The following is a 14,958-nucleotide window of genomic DNA, read 5'->3' as shown; positions in this document are numbered from 1 at the left end:
GAGGGGGCGGACGCCTGCACGCGTCCGCCCCCTCGCCGCCTGTACTCCGGCTGAAATCAGCCGTGCAGGTCGAACCGGTCCAGCTCCATGACCCGGGCCCAGGCCGCCACGAAGTCCGCGACCAGCTTCTTCTGACCGTCCGCCTCGGCGTAGACCTCAGCCAGGGCGCGCAGCACGGCGTTGGAGCCGAACACCAGATCGACGCGGGTGCCGGTCCAGCGCAGCTCTCCGGTCTTGCGGTCGCGCCCGTCGAACAGGTCCTTGGCGGGCGACGACGCGGACCATTTCACGCCCATGTCCAGCAGATTGACGAAGACGTCGTTGGTCAGGGCGCCCGGCCGATCCGTCAGCACCCCATGGGTCGAACCGCCCACATTGATGTTGATGGCGCGCAGCCCCCCGATCAGCGCCGTCATCTCGGGCGCGGTCAGGGTCAGACGCTGGGCCTGGTCGATCAGCAGGGACTCGGCGGGAACGGCGTAGCGGGCCTTCTGATAGTTGCGGAAACCGTCGGCGACAGGCTCCAGATAGCTGAAGGACTCAACGTCGGTCTGGGCCTGGCTGGCGTCCGTCCGGCCGGGCGTGAAGGGCACGACGACCTCATGTCCCGCCGCCTTGGCCGCCTGTTCGACACCCGCGGCGCCGGCCAGCACGATCAGGTCGGCCAGCGAGACCTTCTTGCCGCCGACCTGTTCCTGGTTGAAGGCGAACTGCACGCCTTCCAGCGTCTTCAGCACTCGCTCCAGCTGCTCGGGCTGATTGACGGCCCAGTCCTTCTGCGGCGCCAGCCGGATGCGCGCGCCGTTGGCGCCGCCGCGCTTGTCCCCGCCCCGGAAGGTCGAGGCCGAGGCCCAGGCCACGCCGACCAGTTCCGAAACGCTCAGACCGGTGGCCAGCACCTGCGCCTTCAACGCGGCCGCATCGGCGGCGTCGATCAGCGGATGATCGACGGCCGGCACGGGATCCTGCCAGACCAGTTCCTCCTTGGGGATCTCCGGGCCCACATAGCGCGAGCGCGGACCCAGGTCGCGGTGGGTCAACTTGAACCAGGCCCGGGCGAAGGCCTCGGCGAAGGCCTGGGGATTGTTCAGGAAGCGGCGCGAGATCTTCTCGTATTCGGGGTCGAACCGCAGCGACAGATCGGTGGTCAGCATGGTCGGCCGGCGCATCTTGGTCGGATCATGGGCGTCGGGGATGATGAAGCCCGCATCCTTGGCCACCCACTGGTGAGCCCCGGCCGGCGACTTTTCCAACTCCCATTCGAAGGCGAACAGGTTCTCGAAGAAGAAGTTGCTCCACTGGGCCGGGGTCTGGGTCCAGGTCACTTCCAGGCCGCTGGTAATGGCGTCTCCAGCCTTTCCGCTACCGAAGCTGGAGGCCCAGCCCAGGCCCTGGGCTTCCAGGCCGTCAGCCTCGGGCTCAGGCCCCACATGGTCGGCCGGGCCAGCGCCGTGGGTCTTGCCGAAGGTGTGGCCGCCGGCGATCAGTGCGACCGTCTCCTCGTCGTTCATCGCCATCCGCGCGAAGGTGTCACGGATATCGCGCGCCGCCGCGATCGGATCGGGATTGCCGTCCGGCCCTTCCGGGTTGACGTAGATCAGGCCCATCTGGACCGCCGCCAGCGGGTTCTCCAGATCACGCGTGTGCTGGACGCCGTCGGCGGTGTCGTCCGCGACCAGAACGGCCTCGTCAGCCGGCTTGTCCACGCCGTGCGAACCGCGCGAGTACCGCTCGTCCCCACCCAGCCAGGTGTTTTCACGCCCCCAGTAGACGTCTTGATCCGGCTCCCAAGTGTCCTCGCGACCGCCGGCGAAACCGAAGGTGCGGAAGCCCATCGTCTCCAGCGCCACGTTTCCGGTCAGGATGAACAGGTCGGCCCAGGAGATGGCCTGACCGTATTTCTGCTTGATCGGCCACAGCAGGCGGCGCGACTTGTCGATGTTCACATTATCGGGCCACGAGTTCAGCGGGGCGAACCGCTGCTGGCCGCGCCCGCCGCCGCCACGGCCGTCGCCGACCCGATAGGTGCCCGCGCTATGCCAGGCCATGCGGACGAACTGAGGGCCGTAGTGGCCGAAGTCCGCCGGCCACCAGTCCTGCGAATCCGTCATCAGCTGGCGCAGGTCGTTCTTCAGCGCCTCATAGTCCAGCTTGGAAAAGGCCTCGCGATAGTCGAACCCCTCGCCCAGCGGGTTGGAGCGCGACGAATGCTGGTTCAGCAGATCGGTGCGCAGTTGCCCCGGCCACCAGTCGCGGTTCTGTACGCCGCCACCGGCGACGGACTCGGTGGTCGCGCCTGAGAACGGGCATTTGGCTTCGGTGGTCATGGCGATCTTCCCTGTGGTGGCGCGATGCGGCGGGCCTGTTATCGATAGCCCCTTCGTCGATGGGGCTATTCCTGCACGGCCCAGCTTCATAAGGCCAATCGATTATCTTTGATTTCGGCATAGGCTTGGCCTATCCACCCCGAATGCTCCCCACCCTGCGCCAACTCCAGTACCTCAAGCTTCTCGCCGAACACGGCAGCTTCTCCCGCGCCGCCGAGGCCGCTCACGTCAGCCAGCCCGCCCTCAGCGCCGGGGTGCAGGAGCTGGAGCGGATCCTGGGCGCGCCCGTGGTCGAGCGGGCGCGCGGCGCCGTCATCATGACCGCCGTCGGGGCCGAGGCCGTGCGGCGGGCCGAGGACGTCCTGGCCCGGACCGAGGATCTGGTCGAGGCGGCCAAGAACGCCGGCCGCCTGCTGTCGGGCCGGTTCCGGCTGGGCGTCATCCCGACCGTGGCCCCCTTCCTGCTGCCCGCCAAACTGCCGTCGCTGAAGACCGCCTATCCGAACCTGAAACTGTTCATCCGCGAGGACCTGACGCCGCGCCTGATCGCCGCCCTGAAGGCGGGCCAGATCGACGCCGCCGTCATCGCCCTGCCCTATGACGCGCCGGGCGTCGAACACGCCCGCATCGGCGACGACGAGATCATGGCCGCCGCCCCCCACGACCACGCCCTGGCCGCCCCCGGCCCGATCCGTCCCGGATCGCTGCGGGCCGAGGATCTGATCCTGCTGGAAGACGGCCACTGCCTGCGCGACCACGCCCTGGCGGCCCTGGACATCGAGGCCCCGCGCGGCGACGACGTCTTCGCCGCCACCAGCCTGCACACCCTGATCCAGATGGTCGGCTCGGGCCTGGGCGTCTCCTTCCTGCCCAAGATGGCGGTGCAGGCGGGCCTGGCCGACACGCCTTCCGTCGTCATCCGCGCCTTCGAGAACCAGGCCGACGGCGCCCCGCCCCACCGCGAAATCGTCGTCGCCTGGCGCTCCGGCTCCAGCCGCGCCGCCGAGGCCCGCCTGCTGGCGGAAGCGCTGAAGCTGGACTGATGGGGCGATTGTCGGACGAACTCTTTAACGTCGCAATGACCAGCCTGCGGAGGCCGACACGCGCCTGACCAAGAGACTCCACAACCCCATGTTGATATGCAACGGTTGCTGATCGAGCCGAACAGGTACCGAGCGCAACATCGTGACAGACCACATATTTGGTAACTCCTCGACCGACCTGAAGCTCGACGTCATCGAGAGATACCTCAAGGCTTACGTCACGGCCCTACGCCCTCATTTTAACCACCTATGGTATATCGACGCCTTTGCTGGCACCGGCTCTAGGACGATCAATCATCCAGCAATGTTGGATTTCGTCGAAGGTCGGCAGCGAGAAGCATTCCGAGAGCAACGTAGAGGGTCCGCCCGCATCGCTTTGGACGCCCGACCAGCCTTTGATCGGCTGACCTTCATCGACCAAAAGCCGGGTCACGTTAGCGCGCTACTGGCCCTCAAGGCGGATCACCCAGACCGCGTGATCGATGTCGTTCGCGGCGACTGCAACACCATTATTCCCCAAGCTCTCGCTAACGAGAGGTGGTCCGGGAAACGTGCAGTCATGTTTCTTGATCCCTATGGTCTGAACGTCGACTGGGAGACCCTCAAGGCAATACGAGCAACCGGCTCCATAGATGTCTGGTACTTGGTCAACATCAACGGAATCCTTCGGCAAGCTGCTCGATCTCGAGAGGCTATCGACAATCATAAGCGCCGACGCTTAACTCGAATGTTCGGCACAGATGAGTGGATTTCAGCTTGGTACGGCTTGCGGCCGAAGCAGATGAATATCTTCGGACAGTTATCACCCGACGAATGGAGCAGGACAGCAGACGAAGCCGCCGTCGAGACGTGGGTTCAACAGCGCCTAGGATCGCTCTTCACGTGGGTTCCGAAGCCGTTAAGGCTTTATATGGACCGAGGCTCGGTCCATCAATTTTCGCTATTCTTCGCCTTGTCCAACGCGTCCGGTCCCGCGCGAGGACTGGCTCAACGGCTGGCGGGAAGCGTGCTCGACAAGGGCATCTCGTCCCAAAGCTGGCCTCGGTAGGTACGCCCAGCAGCCTTCTTGTTCCGGCCGCCCCATTGTTTGAAGAAGAAGGCAGCGGACGCCGCGATACATAGAGCGCGAATCTCATCGACCCACGCGGTCTCCATAGGCCGCGATCTGGGTCCGGACTCACCCCCCACGATAGCCCAGTGGATTCCTTCGAGGTTAGCGCCAACCACTGAACCAATTAACGGCTCAAAAGAAACGAACCGGATCATCGCCGGAGTTGCCCGTAGTTCATCGAGGCGACCAACGACTGTGGCATCCTCAACGCTCGTCCCCAGCCACACGTTTTGGAGAGGCGAAGCCGCGACTTCTGACAACACCTGCCGCATACGATCAGGGCGCTTCGTCAGAATCTGATAGGTATGCTGAGGCGTCTCCGCCATGGCCTGCCATACTCGAGCGATGAACTCACTTGGCACATCGGGATGGAAAAGGTCCGACATTGAATTGACGAACACCTTTCGAGGTTTACGCCAAGTCGAAGGTATCGTGAGAGCCGACTCATCAAGGGCAATTTTGCCCGTCCAGATGTAACGGTCACCGCTTTTGCGGGTTAACGTGGCGTATTTTGCAACACCCATCGCTTCCAATCTCGCTGCCATACGCATTGCGTAGCAGTTCGTGCAACCTGGAGAGATGACGGAACAGCCCGCGACCGGATTCCAAGTCGCGTCTGTCCATTCGATTGACGTATCAGCCATGCGGAACTCCCGAAGCCGAATGTACACCCCTTTAAGGTTAACAGCTTCATACGCTCGTTGGGCACAACAACGAAAAGGGCCGGCGGATCGCTCCGCCGGCCCCTTCTGTTTCAGCCTGAGGCTGCCGGATTACTCGGCCGCGATCGGGGCTTCGGTTTCCGGGCCACGGGCCAGGTTGCGCAGGACGTAGGGCATGACGCCGCCGGCCAGCAGATAGTCCATCTCGGTTTGGTTATCGATGCGGCAGCGGACCGGGAAGCGGGCCATCTTGCCGTCCGACGGACGGAACAGCTCGACCCACAGGTCCTGACGCGGACGCAGCTTGCCGACATTGGCGTCGGACAGGCCGCGGATGGTGACGATCTCCTCGCCGGTCAGGCCCAGCTTCTGCCAGCCGTCCTGTTTGAACTGCAGGGGCACGACGCCCATGCCGACCAGGTTCGAACGGTGGATGCGCTCGAAGCTTTCGGCGATGACGGCGCGAACGCCCAGCAGGCGCGTGCCCTTGGCCGCCCAGTCGCGCGACGAGCCCGTGCCGTATTCCTTGCCGGCGAAGACGACCAGCGGCCGGCCTTCCGACTGGTAGCGCATGGCCGCGTCATAGATCGACATGGTGTCGTTCGACGGGAAATGCTTCGTGACGCCGCCCTCGATCTCGGGCGTGATCCGGTTCTTGATGCGGATATTGGCGAAGGTGCCGCGCATCATGACTTCGTGGTTGCCGCGACGGGCGCCGTAGCTGTTGAACTCGGCCGCCTCGACGCCGTGGCTGGTCAGATAGACGCCGGCGGGCGAGGTCTTCTTGATCGAACCGGCCGGAGAGATGTGGTCGGTGGTGATCGAGTCGCCGAAGATGGCCAGGACGCGGGCCTCGACGATGTCCTGGACCGGAGTCAGGTCCATCGACAGGCCTTCGAAGTAGGGCGGGTTGGCGACATAGGTGGAGGCGTCGTCCCACTCATAGGTCTGGCCGCCCGTGACCTTGATCGCCTGCCAGTGTTTGTCGCCCTTGAAGACGTCCTTGTAACGTTTGGCGAACATGGCCGGGGTGACCGACTTCTTCTGGATGTCGGCGATCTCCTGCGAGGTCGGCCAGACATCCTTCAGGAAGACGTCATTGCCCTTCTTGTCCTGGCCGATCGGATCCTTGGTGATGTCGATCCGCATCGAGCCGGCGATGGCGTAGGCCACGACCAGCGGCGGCGAGGCCAGATAGTTGGCCTGGACGTCCGGGTTCACGCGGCCTTCGAAGTTGCGGTTGCCCGACAGGACCGAGGTCGCGACCAGGGCGTTGTCGTTGATCGCCTTCGAGATCGCCGGATCCAGCGGGCCCGAGTTGCCGATACAGGTGGTGCAGCCGTAGCCGACCAGGTTGAAGCCTAGGGCGTCCAGGTCCTTCTGCAGGCCGGCGTCGGTCAGATAATCGGTAACGACCTGCGAACCGGGGGCCAGCGAGGTCTTGACCCAGGGCTTGGCCTTCAGGCCGAGCGCATTGGCCTTGCGCGCCACCAGGCCGGCGGCGATCAGCACCGACGGGTTGGAGGTGTTGGTGCAGGAGGTGATGGCGGCGATGACGACGTCGCCGTCGCCGACGGTGAACTTCTCACCCTCGACGGCCGCGCGCGGGGCGTCGGTCGGACGGGCGAAGACATCGACCAGGGCGGTTTCGAAGGCCGGGGCGGCCGTGGTCAGTTCGACGCGGTCCTGCGGACGCTTCGGACCGGCCAGCGACGGCACGACAGTGGCCAGGTCCAGTTCCAGAACGTCGGTGAAGACCGGGTCTTCCGAGGTCTCGTCGATCCACAGGCCCTGGGCCTTGGCGTAGGCTTCGACCAGGGCGACGCGCGCCTTGTCGCGGCCCGTGGCGGTCAGATAGCCGATGGTGGCGGCCGAGACGGGGAAGAAGCCGCAGGTGGCGCCGTATTCCGGGGCCATGTTGGCGATGGTCGCCTGGTCTTCGATGGTCATGTTCGGCAGGGCGTCGCCAAAGAACTCGACGAACTTGCCGACCACGCCCTTCTTGCGCAGCATCTGGGTGACGGTCAGCACCAGGTCGGTCGCGGTCGTCCCTTCCGGCAGGCGGCCGGTCAGTTTGAAGCCGATGACCTCGGGGATCAGCATCGGGATCGGCTGGCCCAGCATGGCGGCCTCGGCCTCGATGCCGCCGACGCCCCAGCCCAGGACGGCCAGGCCGTTGATCATGGTGGTGTGGCTGTCGGTGCCGACGACGGTGTCGGGATAGGCGACGGTCTTCTTGCCTTCGTCCAGGGTCCAGACGGTCTGGGCCAGGTTCTCCAGGTTCACCTGGTGGCAGATGCCGGTGCCGGGGGGCACGACGCGGAAGTTGTTGAAGGCCGACGAACCCCAGCGCAGGAAGTTGTAGCGTTCGATGTTGCGCTCATATTCGCGCTCGACGTTCTGGCCGAAAGCCTTGGCCGTGCCGAAGTGGTCGACCATGACCGAGTGGTCGATGACCAGATCGACCGGAACCAGCGGGTTGATCTTGGCGGCGTCGGCGCCCAGGGCGCTCATGGCGTCGCGCATGGCGGCCAGATCGACCACAGCGGGAACCCCGGTGAAGTCCTGCATCAGGACGCGGGCCGGACGGAAGGCGATCTCGTGCTCGACCGAGCCCTTGTTCTCGACCCAGGCGGCGACCGCCTTCAGGTCGGCTTCGGTGACGGAAACCCCGTCCTCATTGCGCAGCAGGTTCTCGAGAAGCACCTTCATCGAGCGCGGCAGGCGGGAAATCCCGGTCAGACCGGCTTCCTCGGCGGCCGGAAGGCTGTAATAGGCGTATTTCTTGCGCCCGACGGAAAGGTCCTGGCGGGTGTTGAAGCTGTCGTTCGACGGCATGGAGTCTTCCTCTGGTCAGCGCCGCCCGACAATCCGGTTGCGCCTTCGCGCGGCAGACGCAGCGGCTCACAGGGCCCCTGCGCGCGCGGCGAAAGCCTGCTGCGGCAATCGTGCCTATAGTCCGCTCATCGCGCACCGTCCATGTGTCCACACCCTCGACGCGGACATTGAGAAAGGTTCTCAAAACAAAGGCGTTCTTCTCCCTCCCCTTCATGGCGACGGGAAGTTTCCGATGATCCACACCCTCTCGATCTCCGAACTGACCGTCTCACGCGGCGAGCGCCGCCTATTCCAGGGCCTCGACCTGCGCCTTCAGGCCGGCGAAGCCGTGGTGCTGACAGGCGCCAATGGCGCGGGCAAGACCAGTCTGCTGCGAACCATCGCCGGTCTGCTGCGCCCCGACACCGGCGAGATCGCCTTCCACGACGGCGACGGCAATCCGCTGGACGAGCGGCTGGCGCGCGGACGCGAAACCCATTTTCTGGGCCACCAGAACGGGCTGAAGACCGGGCGGACGGCGCGCGAGGAGCTGGGTTTCCAGTGCGACTGGCTGGGTCACGTCCAATGCGGCCTGGACGATGCGGTCGAGGCCTTCGGCCTCGCTCCCCTGCTGGACCTTGAAGTCCGCCGCCTGTCCGCCGGTCAACGCCGCCGCCTGGCCATGGGCCGGCTGGTCGGCTCGCCGCGCGCCCTGTGGCTGCTGGACGAGCCCATGGCCCCGCTGGACGCCCGCTGGCGCGCGGTCTTCGCCGACCAGATGCGCCGCCATCTCGACGCCGACGGCCTGATTCTCGCCGCCGTCCACGACCCCCTGCCCCTCCCGGCCCGCACCCTGGACCTGGGAGGCCTGACGTGAGCCGTCAGATAGACGCCGAACCCCGCCCGCCCGGCCTGCGCGGCGCGACGCGCGTGCTGTTGGAGCGGGAGCTGGACCTGGCCTGGAGCGGCGGAGGCGGCCCCCTGCTGGCCTGCGGCTTCTTCGCCTGCCTTACCGCCGTCCTGCCCCTGGCCGTGGGCGGCGATCCGCGCACGCTTTCGCCCGTGGCGGGAGGGATCGCCTGGCTGGCCCTGGCCCTGGCCTCGCTGCTGTCGCTCGAGCGGCTGTTCGAGCGGGATCTGGAGGACGGGGCGCTGGACCTGTTGGCGCTCGGCCACCTGCCGCTCGAGTCGGTCGTCCTGATCAAGGCCCTGGCCCAGTGGATCGCCGTCGGCCTGCCCCTGGCTCTGACCGCGCCGGTCGCCGCCCTGGCGCTGGGGCTGCCGCCGGCCCTGGTCCCGCTCACCGCCTTGTCGGCCCTGATCGGCGGCGCGGGCTTCGCCTTGACCGGAACCCTGGGCGCGGCCCTGGCCCTGGGCGCCAAGCGGGGCGGCCTGCTGATCGCCGTCGTCGTCCTGCCCCTGTTCATTCCGCCGGTCGTCTTCGGCGCAGGGGCGCTGGAACGCGCGGCATCCGGCCAGTCGCCCGCCCCGGCCCTGGCCTTCCTGGGCGCCTATGTCCTGTTCGCGGGCGTCGTCGCCGCCTTCGCTGGGGCCGCAGCGGTGCGCAACGCCCAGGGATGACTGAGGTGATCCGCCGCTTGCCCGCCGTCGCGACCCCGCGTAATCGCTGAGCCCATGTTCGGCCTGTCCAACCCGCAGCGTTTCATGGCCTTCACCGGCCCTCTGACGCCCGTCCTCTGGGCGGTCGCGGCCGTGTTGCTGGCGGTCGGGATCTGGCTCAGCTTCTCCGTCCCCGCGGACTATCAGCAGGGCGACACGGTGCGGATCATGTTCGTCCATGTGCCCGCCGCCGTCTGGGGCCTGGGCGCCTATTCGGCCCTGGGCGTCTCAAGCTTCTTCGCCCTGGTGTTCCGCCACGCCCTGGCCGACGCCGCCGCCCGCACGGCCGCCCTGCCCGGCGCCGCCTTCACGGCCCTGGCCCTGTTCACCGGCTCGCTGTGGGGCCAGCCGATGTGGGGAACCTGGTGGGTGTGGGACGCGCGCCTGACCAGCGTGCTGGTCCTGTTCCTCTTCTACATCGGCTATATGGCGCTGCGGGCCTCGATCGACGATGAGCAGAAGGGCGCCCGCGCCGCCGCCGTTCTGGGCCTCGTCGGCCTGATCAACCTGCCCATCGTCAAATTCTCGGTCGACTGGTGGAACACCCTGCACCAGCCGGCCAGCTTCCTGACCCCTGGGTCCTCAGGCCTGGACCCCGTCTATCTGCCGCCGTTCCTGACCATGCTGGCGGCCTATGGGGTTCTGTTCGCGGCCCTGTGGCTGACGGCGATCCGCACCGAGATCCGGCGCCGCCGCGTCCTGACCCTGCGCGCCCGAAAGGCGCTGGAGGCTTAGATGCTCGACCTCGACATGACCCCCTACGCCGCCTTCGTCTGGCCCGCCTGGGGCGTCAGCGCCCTGGTCCTGGCCGCCCTGGTCGCCCGCGCCGTCATCGCCTCCCGCAAATGGAAGCGGGAACTGGAGCGGTTGGAGACGGACCCCACATCGGACGCCTCAGACTCCAATCGCCCTCAAGTAGCGCGAAGCGCGATAGGGCCCTTAAAGTGAACCGCTGGCTGGCCCTCCTGCCCCTGGTGGTGCTCAGCGCGCTCGCCGCCCTGTTCATCGGCTGGTCGCTGAAACGCGATCCGGCCTTCAAGCCCGACGCCATGGTCGGCCAGCCCATCCCCGAAACGGTTCTGCCCATGCTCACCGGCGACACCGCCGGACCCGGCAATCTGGATCTCAAGACGGCGGGCGTCGGCCGGCCCATGCTGGTCAATGTCTTCGCCTCCTGGTGCGCGCCGTGCCGGATCGAACATCCCAAGCTTCTGGCCCTGAAGGCGCGGGGGATCGCCGTCGTCGGCGTGGCCTACAAGGACGAGCCGGTCGCGACGCGCGCCTTCCTGGACGAGTTGGGCGACCCCTATTCCATGGTTCTGGTGGACCGCGAGGGTCGGGCCGGCCTGGACCTGGGCATCTCCGGCGTGCCCGAGACCTTCGCCGTCGACGCCATGGGCCGGATCACCGCCAAACAGTCCGGCCCCCTGCTCAACGACGCCGATATCGACCGTCTTGTGGCCTCGATGCAGGCTCCGCCGAGACCCCTGCCGAACGAAAAAGCGCGTTAACTCTCTTTCGAGAGGCCTTGTTAACGATTGATCGCTCCGAATGCGTTAACGATTGGGCATGAGCGCGATTCGCCCCGGTTTGCCGCAGTCCCTGCCCACGCCCTTGGGCGAGGCTCCGTCTGCGCGAAACGCCCAGGCCGCCTTCTTCCGCACCGCGCTGAACCAAGTCCAGGCGGCCCAGGTTCAAGCCACGCCGATCCAGGTTCAGGCGCCCGTGGCCACTGCGCCCCGCCCGTTTGCGCCGCGGCCCGCAGCCGACGGGGAAACGCCCCGGATCATGCGCCCGGGGACCTATCTCGACATCAAGGTCTGATCAGTTCCAGCCCTTGCTAGCGATATATTGCTGCAGCAGATCGATCCGCGTCGCATCCGACGGGTGGGTCGAGGCGAACTGAGGGACGCTGGCCTGGCGTTGCGCCGCCATCAGCCGCCACAGGGCGACGGCTTGTGAGGGCCTGAACCCCGCCGCCGCCATATAGTCCACGCCCAGCCGGTCGGCCTCCAGTTCATCGCGTCGCGAATAGGGCAGCAGCAGCCCGTACTGGGCCGCCAGACCGCCATAGGCGTTGACCGCATCGCCATAGCGTCCCGCTGCGCCGCCCACGGCCGCCAGGCCGACGGCGGTCAGCGACTGGCTGGAGGCGCGCTCGGCCGCGTGGTTGGCGACGACATGGCCGATCTCATGACCGATGAAGCTGGCCAGCTGGTCGTCGTTCTGGACCAGGGCCAGCAGGCTGTCGGTCACGCCGATCTGGCCCGACGGCAGGACGAAGGCGTTGGGGCTCTTCTCGCTGAAGACGGCGTAGTCCCAGGTCCGGCCGCCCAGGCCCGCCGCCTGCACCAGCCGCCCGCCGACACGCCGTATCCGATCAACCTGGGCGCCGGAGGTCTGGACGCCCGGCTTGGCGATGGCCTCGCGCCAGGCGGCGGTCGACTGCTGCGACAGGGAGGCGTTGTCAACCAGCAGCAGCTGATTGCGCCCCAGCGCCTCGTTATAGGCGCAGGCGGACAGGGCCGAGGCCGCAACGGCGGCGACCAGGATGGCGGCGGGACGGCGAATGGCGATCATGGGCGGCCTCTGGCGGGGTTGACGGAACATCCAAGCAAATACCGTCCGCCGCGTCGAGGTTCCCCCTATTTGATCGGGTTCGCCCCCAGCAGGGTCCGGCACGCCTCCGCCTCGGCGGCCAGCGCAGCCCGTTTCGCCTCGTCAAACCCGTGCAGGGTCTTGTAGGGCATGGCCAGGCGCACATTGTCCCTCAGCCGGCCCCGATTGCGCTCCAGAAAGCCCCAGTACAGCCGGTTGAAGGGGCAGGCCGCGTCGCCGCTCTTGCTCTTCACGTCATAGCGGCAGCCGCCGCAGTAGTCGCTCATCCGGTCGATATAGGCCCCGGACGCCGCATAGGGTTTGGACCCCACGATCCCGCCGTCGGCGAACAGGGCCATGCCCCGCGTATTGGGCATCTCCACCCATTCATAGGCGTCGGCGTAGACGGCCATATACCAGTCGTCGACCGCGTCGGGATGGACACCCAGCAACAGGGCCAGGTTCCCCGTCACCATCAGTCGCTGGATATGGTGGGCGTAGGCGTTGTCCTGCGTCGTCTTCACCGCATCCGCCACGCAGGCCATGTCGGTCTCGCCGGACCAGTAGAACCAGGGCAGGGTCCGGTCCGCGTCCAGGAAGTTCCTGACCCGATACTCCGGCGCCTTCAACCAGTAGATCCCGCGCACGAACTCGCGCCAGCCCAGGATTTGGCGGATGAAGCCCTCGACCGCGTTAAGCGGCGCCCTCCCGGCGCGATAGACCGCCTCGGCCCGGCGACAGACGTCCAGCGGATCGAGCAGGCCCAGATTCAGCGAGGTCGAGATCAGCCCGTGCCACATCCACGGCTGATCCTCCGCCATGGCGTCCTGCCAGTCGCCGAACGACGGCAGAATCGCCTCCAGGAAATGCGCCAGAACCGCCTCGGCCTCCGCCGCCGTCGTCGGCCAGCCAAAGGCCTCCAGCGATCCAAAATGATCCCCGAACAGCCGCTCGACGTCCGCCATGGCCGCTCGGGTCGTCGCATTGGGCGGAATGCGCAGCCGCGACGGCGGCGTCAGGCCGCGCGGCAGTTTCTTGCGGTTCTCGGCGTCATAGTTCCAGCGCCCGCCCTCCGGCTGGGCGCCGTCCATCAGCAGGCCGGTCTCGCGCCGCATCTCGCGATAGAAGAACTCCATCCGCAGCTGCGACTTGCCCGAGGCCCAGCGCCGGAACCGGTCATGCGAACAGAGGAAGCGGCGATCCTCGCGGATTTCGACCGGCAGGCTCGCGCCTTCCGCGAAGGCCGCCAGATGCTCAGCCAGCCGCCACTCCCCGCATTCGGTGATGACGACCCGGTCGTAACCGCCGCCCTCCAGCGCCCGACCCAGCTCCCCGGTGATCGAACCACTGTTGTCGGGATCGTCGATCCGCACATAGCGCACCTGCACGCCTCGGCCCGCCAGCCGCTCGGCATGGCCGCGCATGGCCGCGAAGGTCAGGGCGATCTTCTGCTTGTGATGGCGGACATAGGTCGCCTCGTCGCGCACCTCGGCCATCAGGACGGCGTCGACCCCGGGCTCAAGCCCCTCCAGGGCCGACAGGCCATCGGACAGCTGGTCGCCCAGCACCAGCCGCAGCACGGCCATGGCTCACCCCGCCTTGCGGGCCAGGGCCTGAAGCCGGGGTCGCACCTTCAGAAACACCCGATAGGCGGCTTCCAGCCCCGCCAGCACCATGGGAGCGCGCGCCGCCAGCCCGAGCAATCGCAGCAGGGGAATGGCCCGCCACATGGCCGCAAACGCCGCGGCCCCCGACAGCAGCCGTCCATTCTCGCTGGCGTGGAACCGGGCCAGCAGGGCGTCGCGGTCCAGGGGACAGGACGCGTCATCGCCCGAGGCCACATCGACGAACTGGATCGCGCCTCGGTGATCCAGCCGACGCATCAGGGCAATCTCGCGGCGGCACAGGGGGCAGCCGCCGTCGTACCAGACGAGCAGCGGGCTCTTGATCGGGGCTATGGTCGGGGTTGGGGGCAAGGAAAGGCTCCAGTCATCGACGACGACGGCCTTCCGGGGGCGCAGCGCGCAGTCGCAATCCTATACGCAAATTTCTATAACCTGGATCAGACGCCGCCCCGATCGATGACCGATGGCCGATACGATGGATGCCGAAATGACCGACCACCCCGCGCTGCCGCCCCTTGCCCGCATCCTGGGTTTCGCCGGTCTGCTGCCCCAGGCGGCGGCGGTCGGGGTCCTGATCTTCGGCGGGCCGGACGTCCGGTTCTCAGCCCTCAGCCTCGCCTATGCCTACGCCGCCCTGATCTTCAGCTTCCTGGGCGGGGTCTGGTGGGGCTTGGCCGCCACGAGACACGGCGGCGCCCCACGCTGGGTCTGGATCGCCGCCGTGGCGCCATCCCTGCTGGCCCTTGCGACGGCCTGGCCCTGGGCGACCGGCCAGACCTGGCCCGAACCGTCCCTTATGATTCTGGGCGTCTTCATCGCCGCCAGCCTGAGCGTCGATCTCCGTCTCAAGGCGGCCGGCATGACGCCCCAGGGATGGCTGGCCCTGCGCGCGCCCCTGTCGCTCGGACTGGGCGTCCTGACCCTCGCCGCCGGGCTGATCTAGGGCAAAAAAATCGGGGCCTGCCGAAAACGACAGGCCCCTGATTTTGTCAGTCTCGACTTGGAGCGGGCGAAGAGATTCGAACTCTCGACCCCAACCTTGGCAAGGTTGTGCTCTACCACTGAGCTACGCCCGCACTCCGTAGGAGCTAGGTGCGCTCCCCGTCGAGGAGGGGGCGTATAGCGGAGGGTTGATCGGTCCTGCAAGCTCTTTTT

At 67.0% G+C, this 14,958-nt stretch carries 15 protein-coding genes and 1 tRNA gene; 9 read left to right on the top strand and 7 right to left on the bottom strand.

From position 1 onward, the window contains the following. Positions 1-56: 56 nt before the first annotated feature. A complete protein-coding gene (katG, locus tag ACW170_RS06300) occupies positions 57-2,327 on the bottom strand; it encodes a catalase/peroxidase HPI (protein ID WP_492088807.1) in 2,271 nt (756 codons plus the stop codon). Positions 2,328-2,470: 143 nt separating this feature from the next. Between katG and ACW170_RS06295 the strand changes: the two genes are divergently transcribed. Together ACW170_RS06295 and tcmP are read left to right on the top strand one after the other, a co-directional pair. Then, positions 2,471-3,370, top strand: coding sequence for a hydrogen peroxide-inducible genes activator (locus ACW170_RS06295; RefSeq protein ID WP_492088806.1), 900 nt, complete (start codon positions 2,471-2,473; stop codon positions 3,368-3,370). A 142-nt stretch (positions 3,371-3,512) separates the two neighbouring features. Then, complete coding sequence (gene tcmP, locus ACW170_RS06290) at positions 3,513-4,418, top strand: three-Cys-motif partner protein TcmP (RefSeq protein ID WP_492088805.1); 906 nt, start codon at positions 3,513-3,515, stop codon at positions 4,416-4,418. On the opposite strand, the gene ACW170_RS06285 is transcribed toward tcmP, so the two are convergent. Together ACW170_RS06285 and acnA are read right to left on the bottom strand one after the other, a co-directional pair. Beyond that, complete coding sequence (locus ACW170_RS06285) at positions 4,358-5,125, bottom strand: DUF5131 family protein (protein ID WP_492088804.1); 768 nt, start codon at positions 5,123-5,125, stop codon at positions 4,358-4,360. The genes tcmP and ACW170_RS06285 overlap by 61 nt on opposite strands. A gap of 129 nt (positions 5,126-5,254) precedes the next feature. Continuing rightward, complete coding sequence (gene acnA / locus ACW170_RS06280) at positions 5,255-7,981, bottom strand: aconitate hydratase AcnA (RefSeq protein ID WP_492088803.1); 2,727 nt, start codon at positions 7,979-7,981, stop codon at positions 5,255-5,257. Positions 7,982-8,213: 232 nt separating this feature from the next. Between acnA and ccmA the strand changes: the two genes are divergently transcribed. From ccmA to ACW170_RS06250, 6 genes are read left to right on the top strand one after another with little or no spacing between them, the layout of a single operon-like run. Beyond that, positions 8,214-8,837: a heme ABC exporter ATP-binding protein CcmA gene (ccmA, locus tag ACW170_RS06275; RefSeq protein ID WP_492088802.1), complete on the top strand. Its 624-nt coding sequence runs from the start codon at positions 8,214-8,216 to the stop codon at positions 8,835-8,837. Then, positions 8,834-9,541 carry a heme exporter protein CcmB gene (ccmB, locus tag ACW170_RS06270; RefSeq protein ID WP_492088801.1) on the top strand — a complete coding sequence of 236 codons (708 nt, stop codon included), beginning with the start codon at positions 8,834-8,836 and terminating at the stop codon, positions 9,539-9,541. The genes ccmA and ccmB overlap by 4 nt, the downstream gene beginning before the upstream one ends. A 54-nt stretch (positions 9,542-9,595) precedes the next feature. Further along, positions 9,596-10,315 carry a heme ABC transporter permease gene (locus ACW170_RS06265; RefSeq protein WP_492088800.1) on the top strand — a complete coding sequence of 240 codons (720 nt, stop codon included), beginning with the start codon at positions 9,596-9,598 and terminating at the stop codon, positions 10,313-10,315. Then, positions 10,316-10,528, top strand: a complete 213-nt coding sequence (ccmD, locus tag ACW170_RS06260; RefSeq protein ID WP_492088799.1) for a heme exporter protein CcmD — start codon at positions 10,316-10,318, stop codon at positions 10,526-10,528. Then, positions 10,525-11,091, top strand: coding sequence for a DsbE family thiol:disulfide interchange protein (locus ACW170_RS06255; RefSeq protein WP_492088798.1), 567 nt, complete (start codon positions 10,525-10,527; stop codon positions 11,089-11,091). The genes ccmD and ACW170_RS06255 overlap by 4 nt, the downstream gene beginning before the upstream one ends. A 58-nt stretch (positions 11,092-11,149) precedes the next feature. After that, a complete protein-coding gene (locus tag ACW170_RS06250) occupies positions 11,150-11,404 on the top strand; it encodes a hypothetical protein (RefSeq protein ID WP_492088797.1) in 255 nt (84 codons plus the stop codon). Here ACW170_RS06250 and ACW170_RS06245 read toward each other — a convergent pair whose 3' ends face one another. The 3 genes from ACW170_RS06245 to ACW170_RS06235 form a co-directional block, all read right to left on the bottom strand. Beyond that, positions 11,405-12,160 (bottom strand): M48 family metallopeptidase, encoded by a 756-nt coding sequence (locus ACW170_RS06245; protein ID WP_492088796.1) that lies wholly within the window; start codon positions 12,158-12,160, stop codon positions 11,405-11,407. A 65-nt stretch (positions 12,161-12,225) separates the two neighbouring features. Next, positions 12,226-13,764, bottom strand: coding sequence for a cryptochrome/photolyase family protein (locus ACW170_RS06240; RefSeq protein ID WP_492088795.1), 1,539 nt, complete (start codon positions 13,762-13,764; stop codon positions 12,226-12,228). 3 nt (positions 13,765-13,767) lie between these two features. Then, positions 13,768-14,154 carry a thiol-disulfide oxidoreductase DCC family protein gene (locus tag ACW170_RS06235; protein ID WP_492088794.1) on the bottom strand — a complete coding sequence of 129 codons (387 nt, stop codon included), beginning with the start codon at positions 14,152-14,154 and terminating at the stop codon, positions 13,768-13,770. A 136-nt stretch (positions 14,155-14,290) separates the two neighbouring features. Between ACW170_RS06235 and ACW170_RS06230 the strand changes: the two genes are divergently transcribed. Continuing rightward, positions 14,291-14,746, top strand: coding sequence for a DUF3429 domain-containing protein (locus tag ACW170_RS06230; protein WP_492088793.1), 456 nt, complete (start codon positions 14,291-14,293; stop codon positions 14,744-14,746). A gap of 58 nt (positions 14,747-14,804) precedes the next feature. On the opposite strand, the gene ACW170_RS06225 is transcribed toward ACW170_RS06230, so the two are convergent. Next, positions 14,805-14,879 (bottom strand) — tRNA-Gly (locus ACW170_RS06225). Between the last annotated feature and the right edge of the window lie 79 nt (positions 14,880-14,958).

The organism is Brevundimonas sp. FV2ps16 (assembly GCF_058681075.1).
Note: the sequence above shows the minus strand (reverse complement) of the source record. Positions and strands in the feature narration are given on the sequence as shown.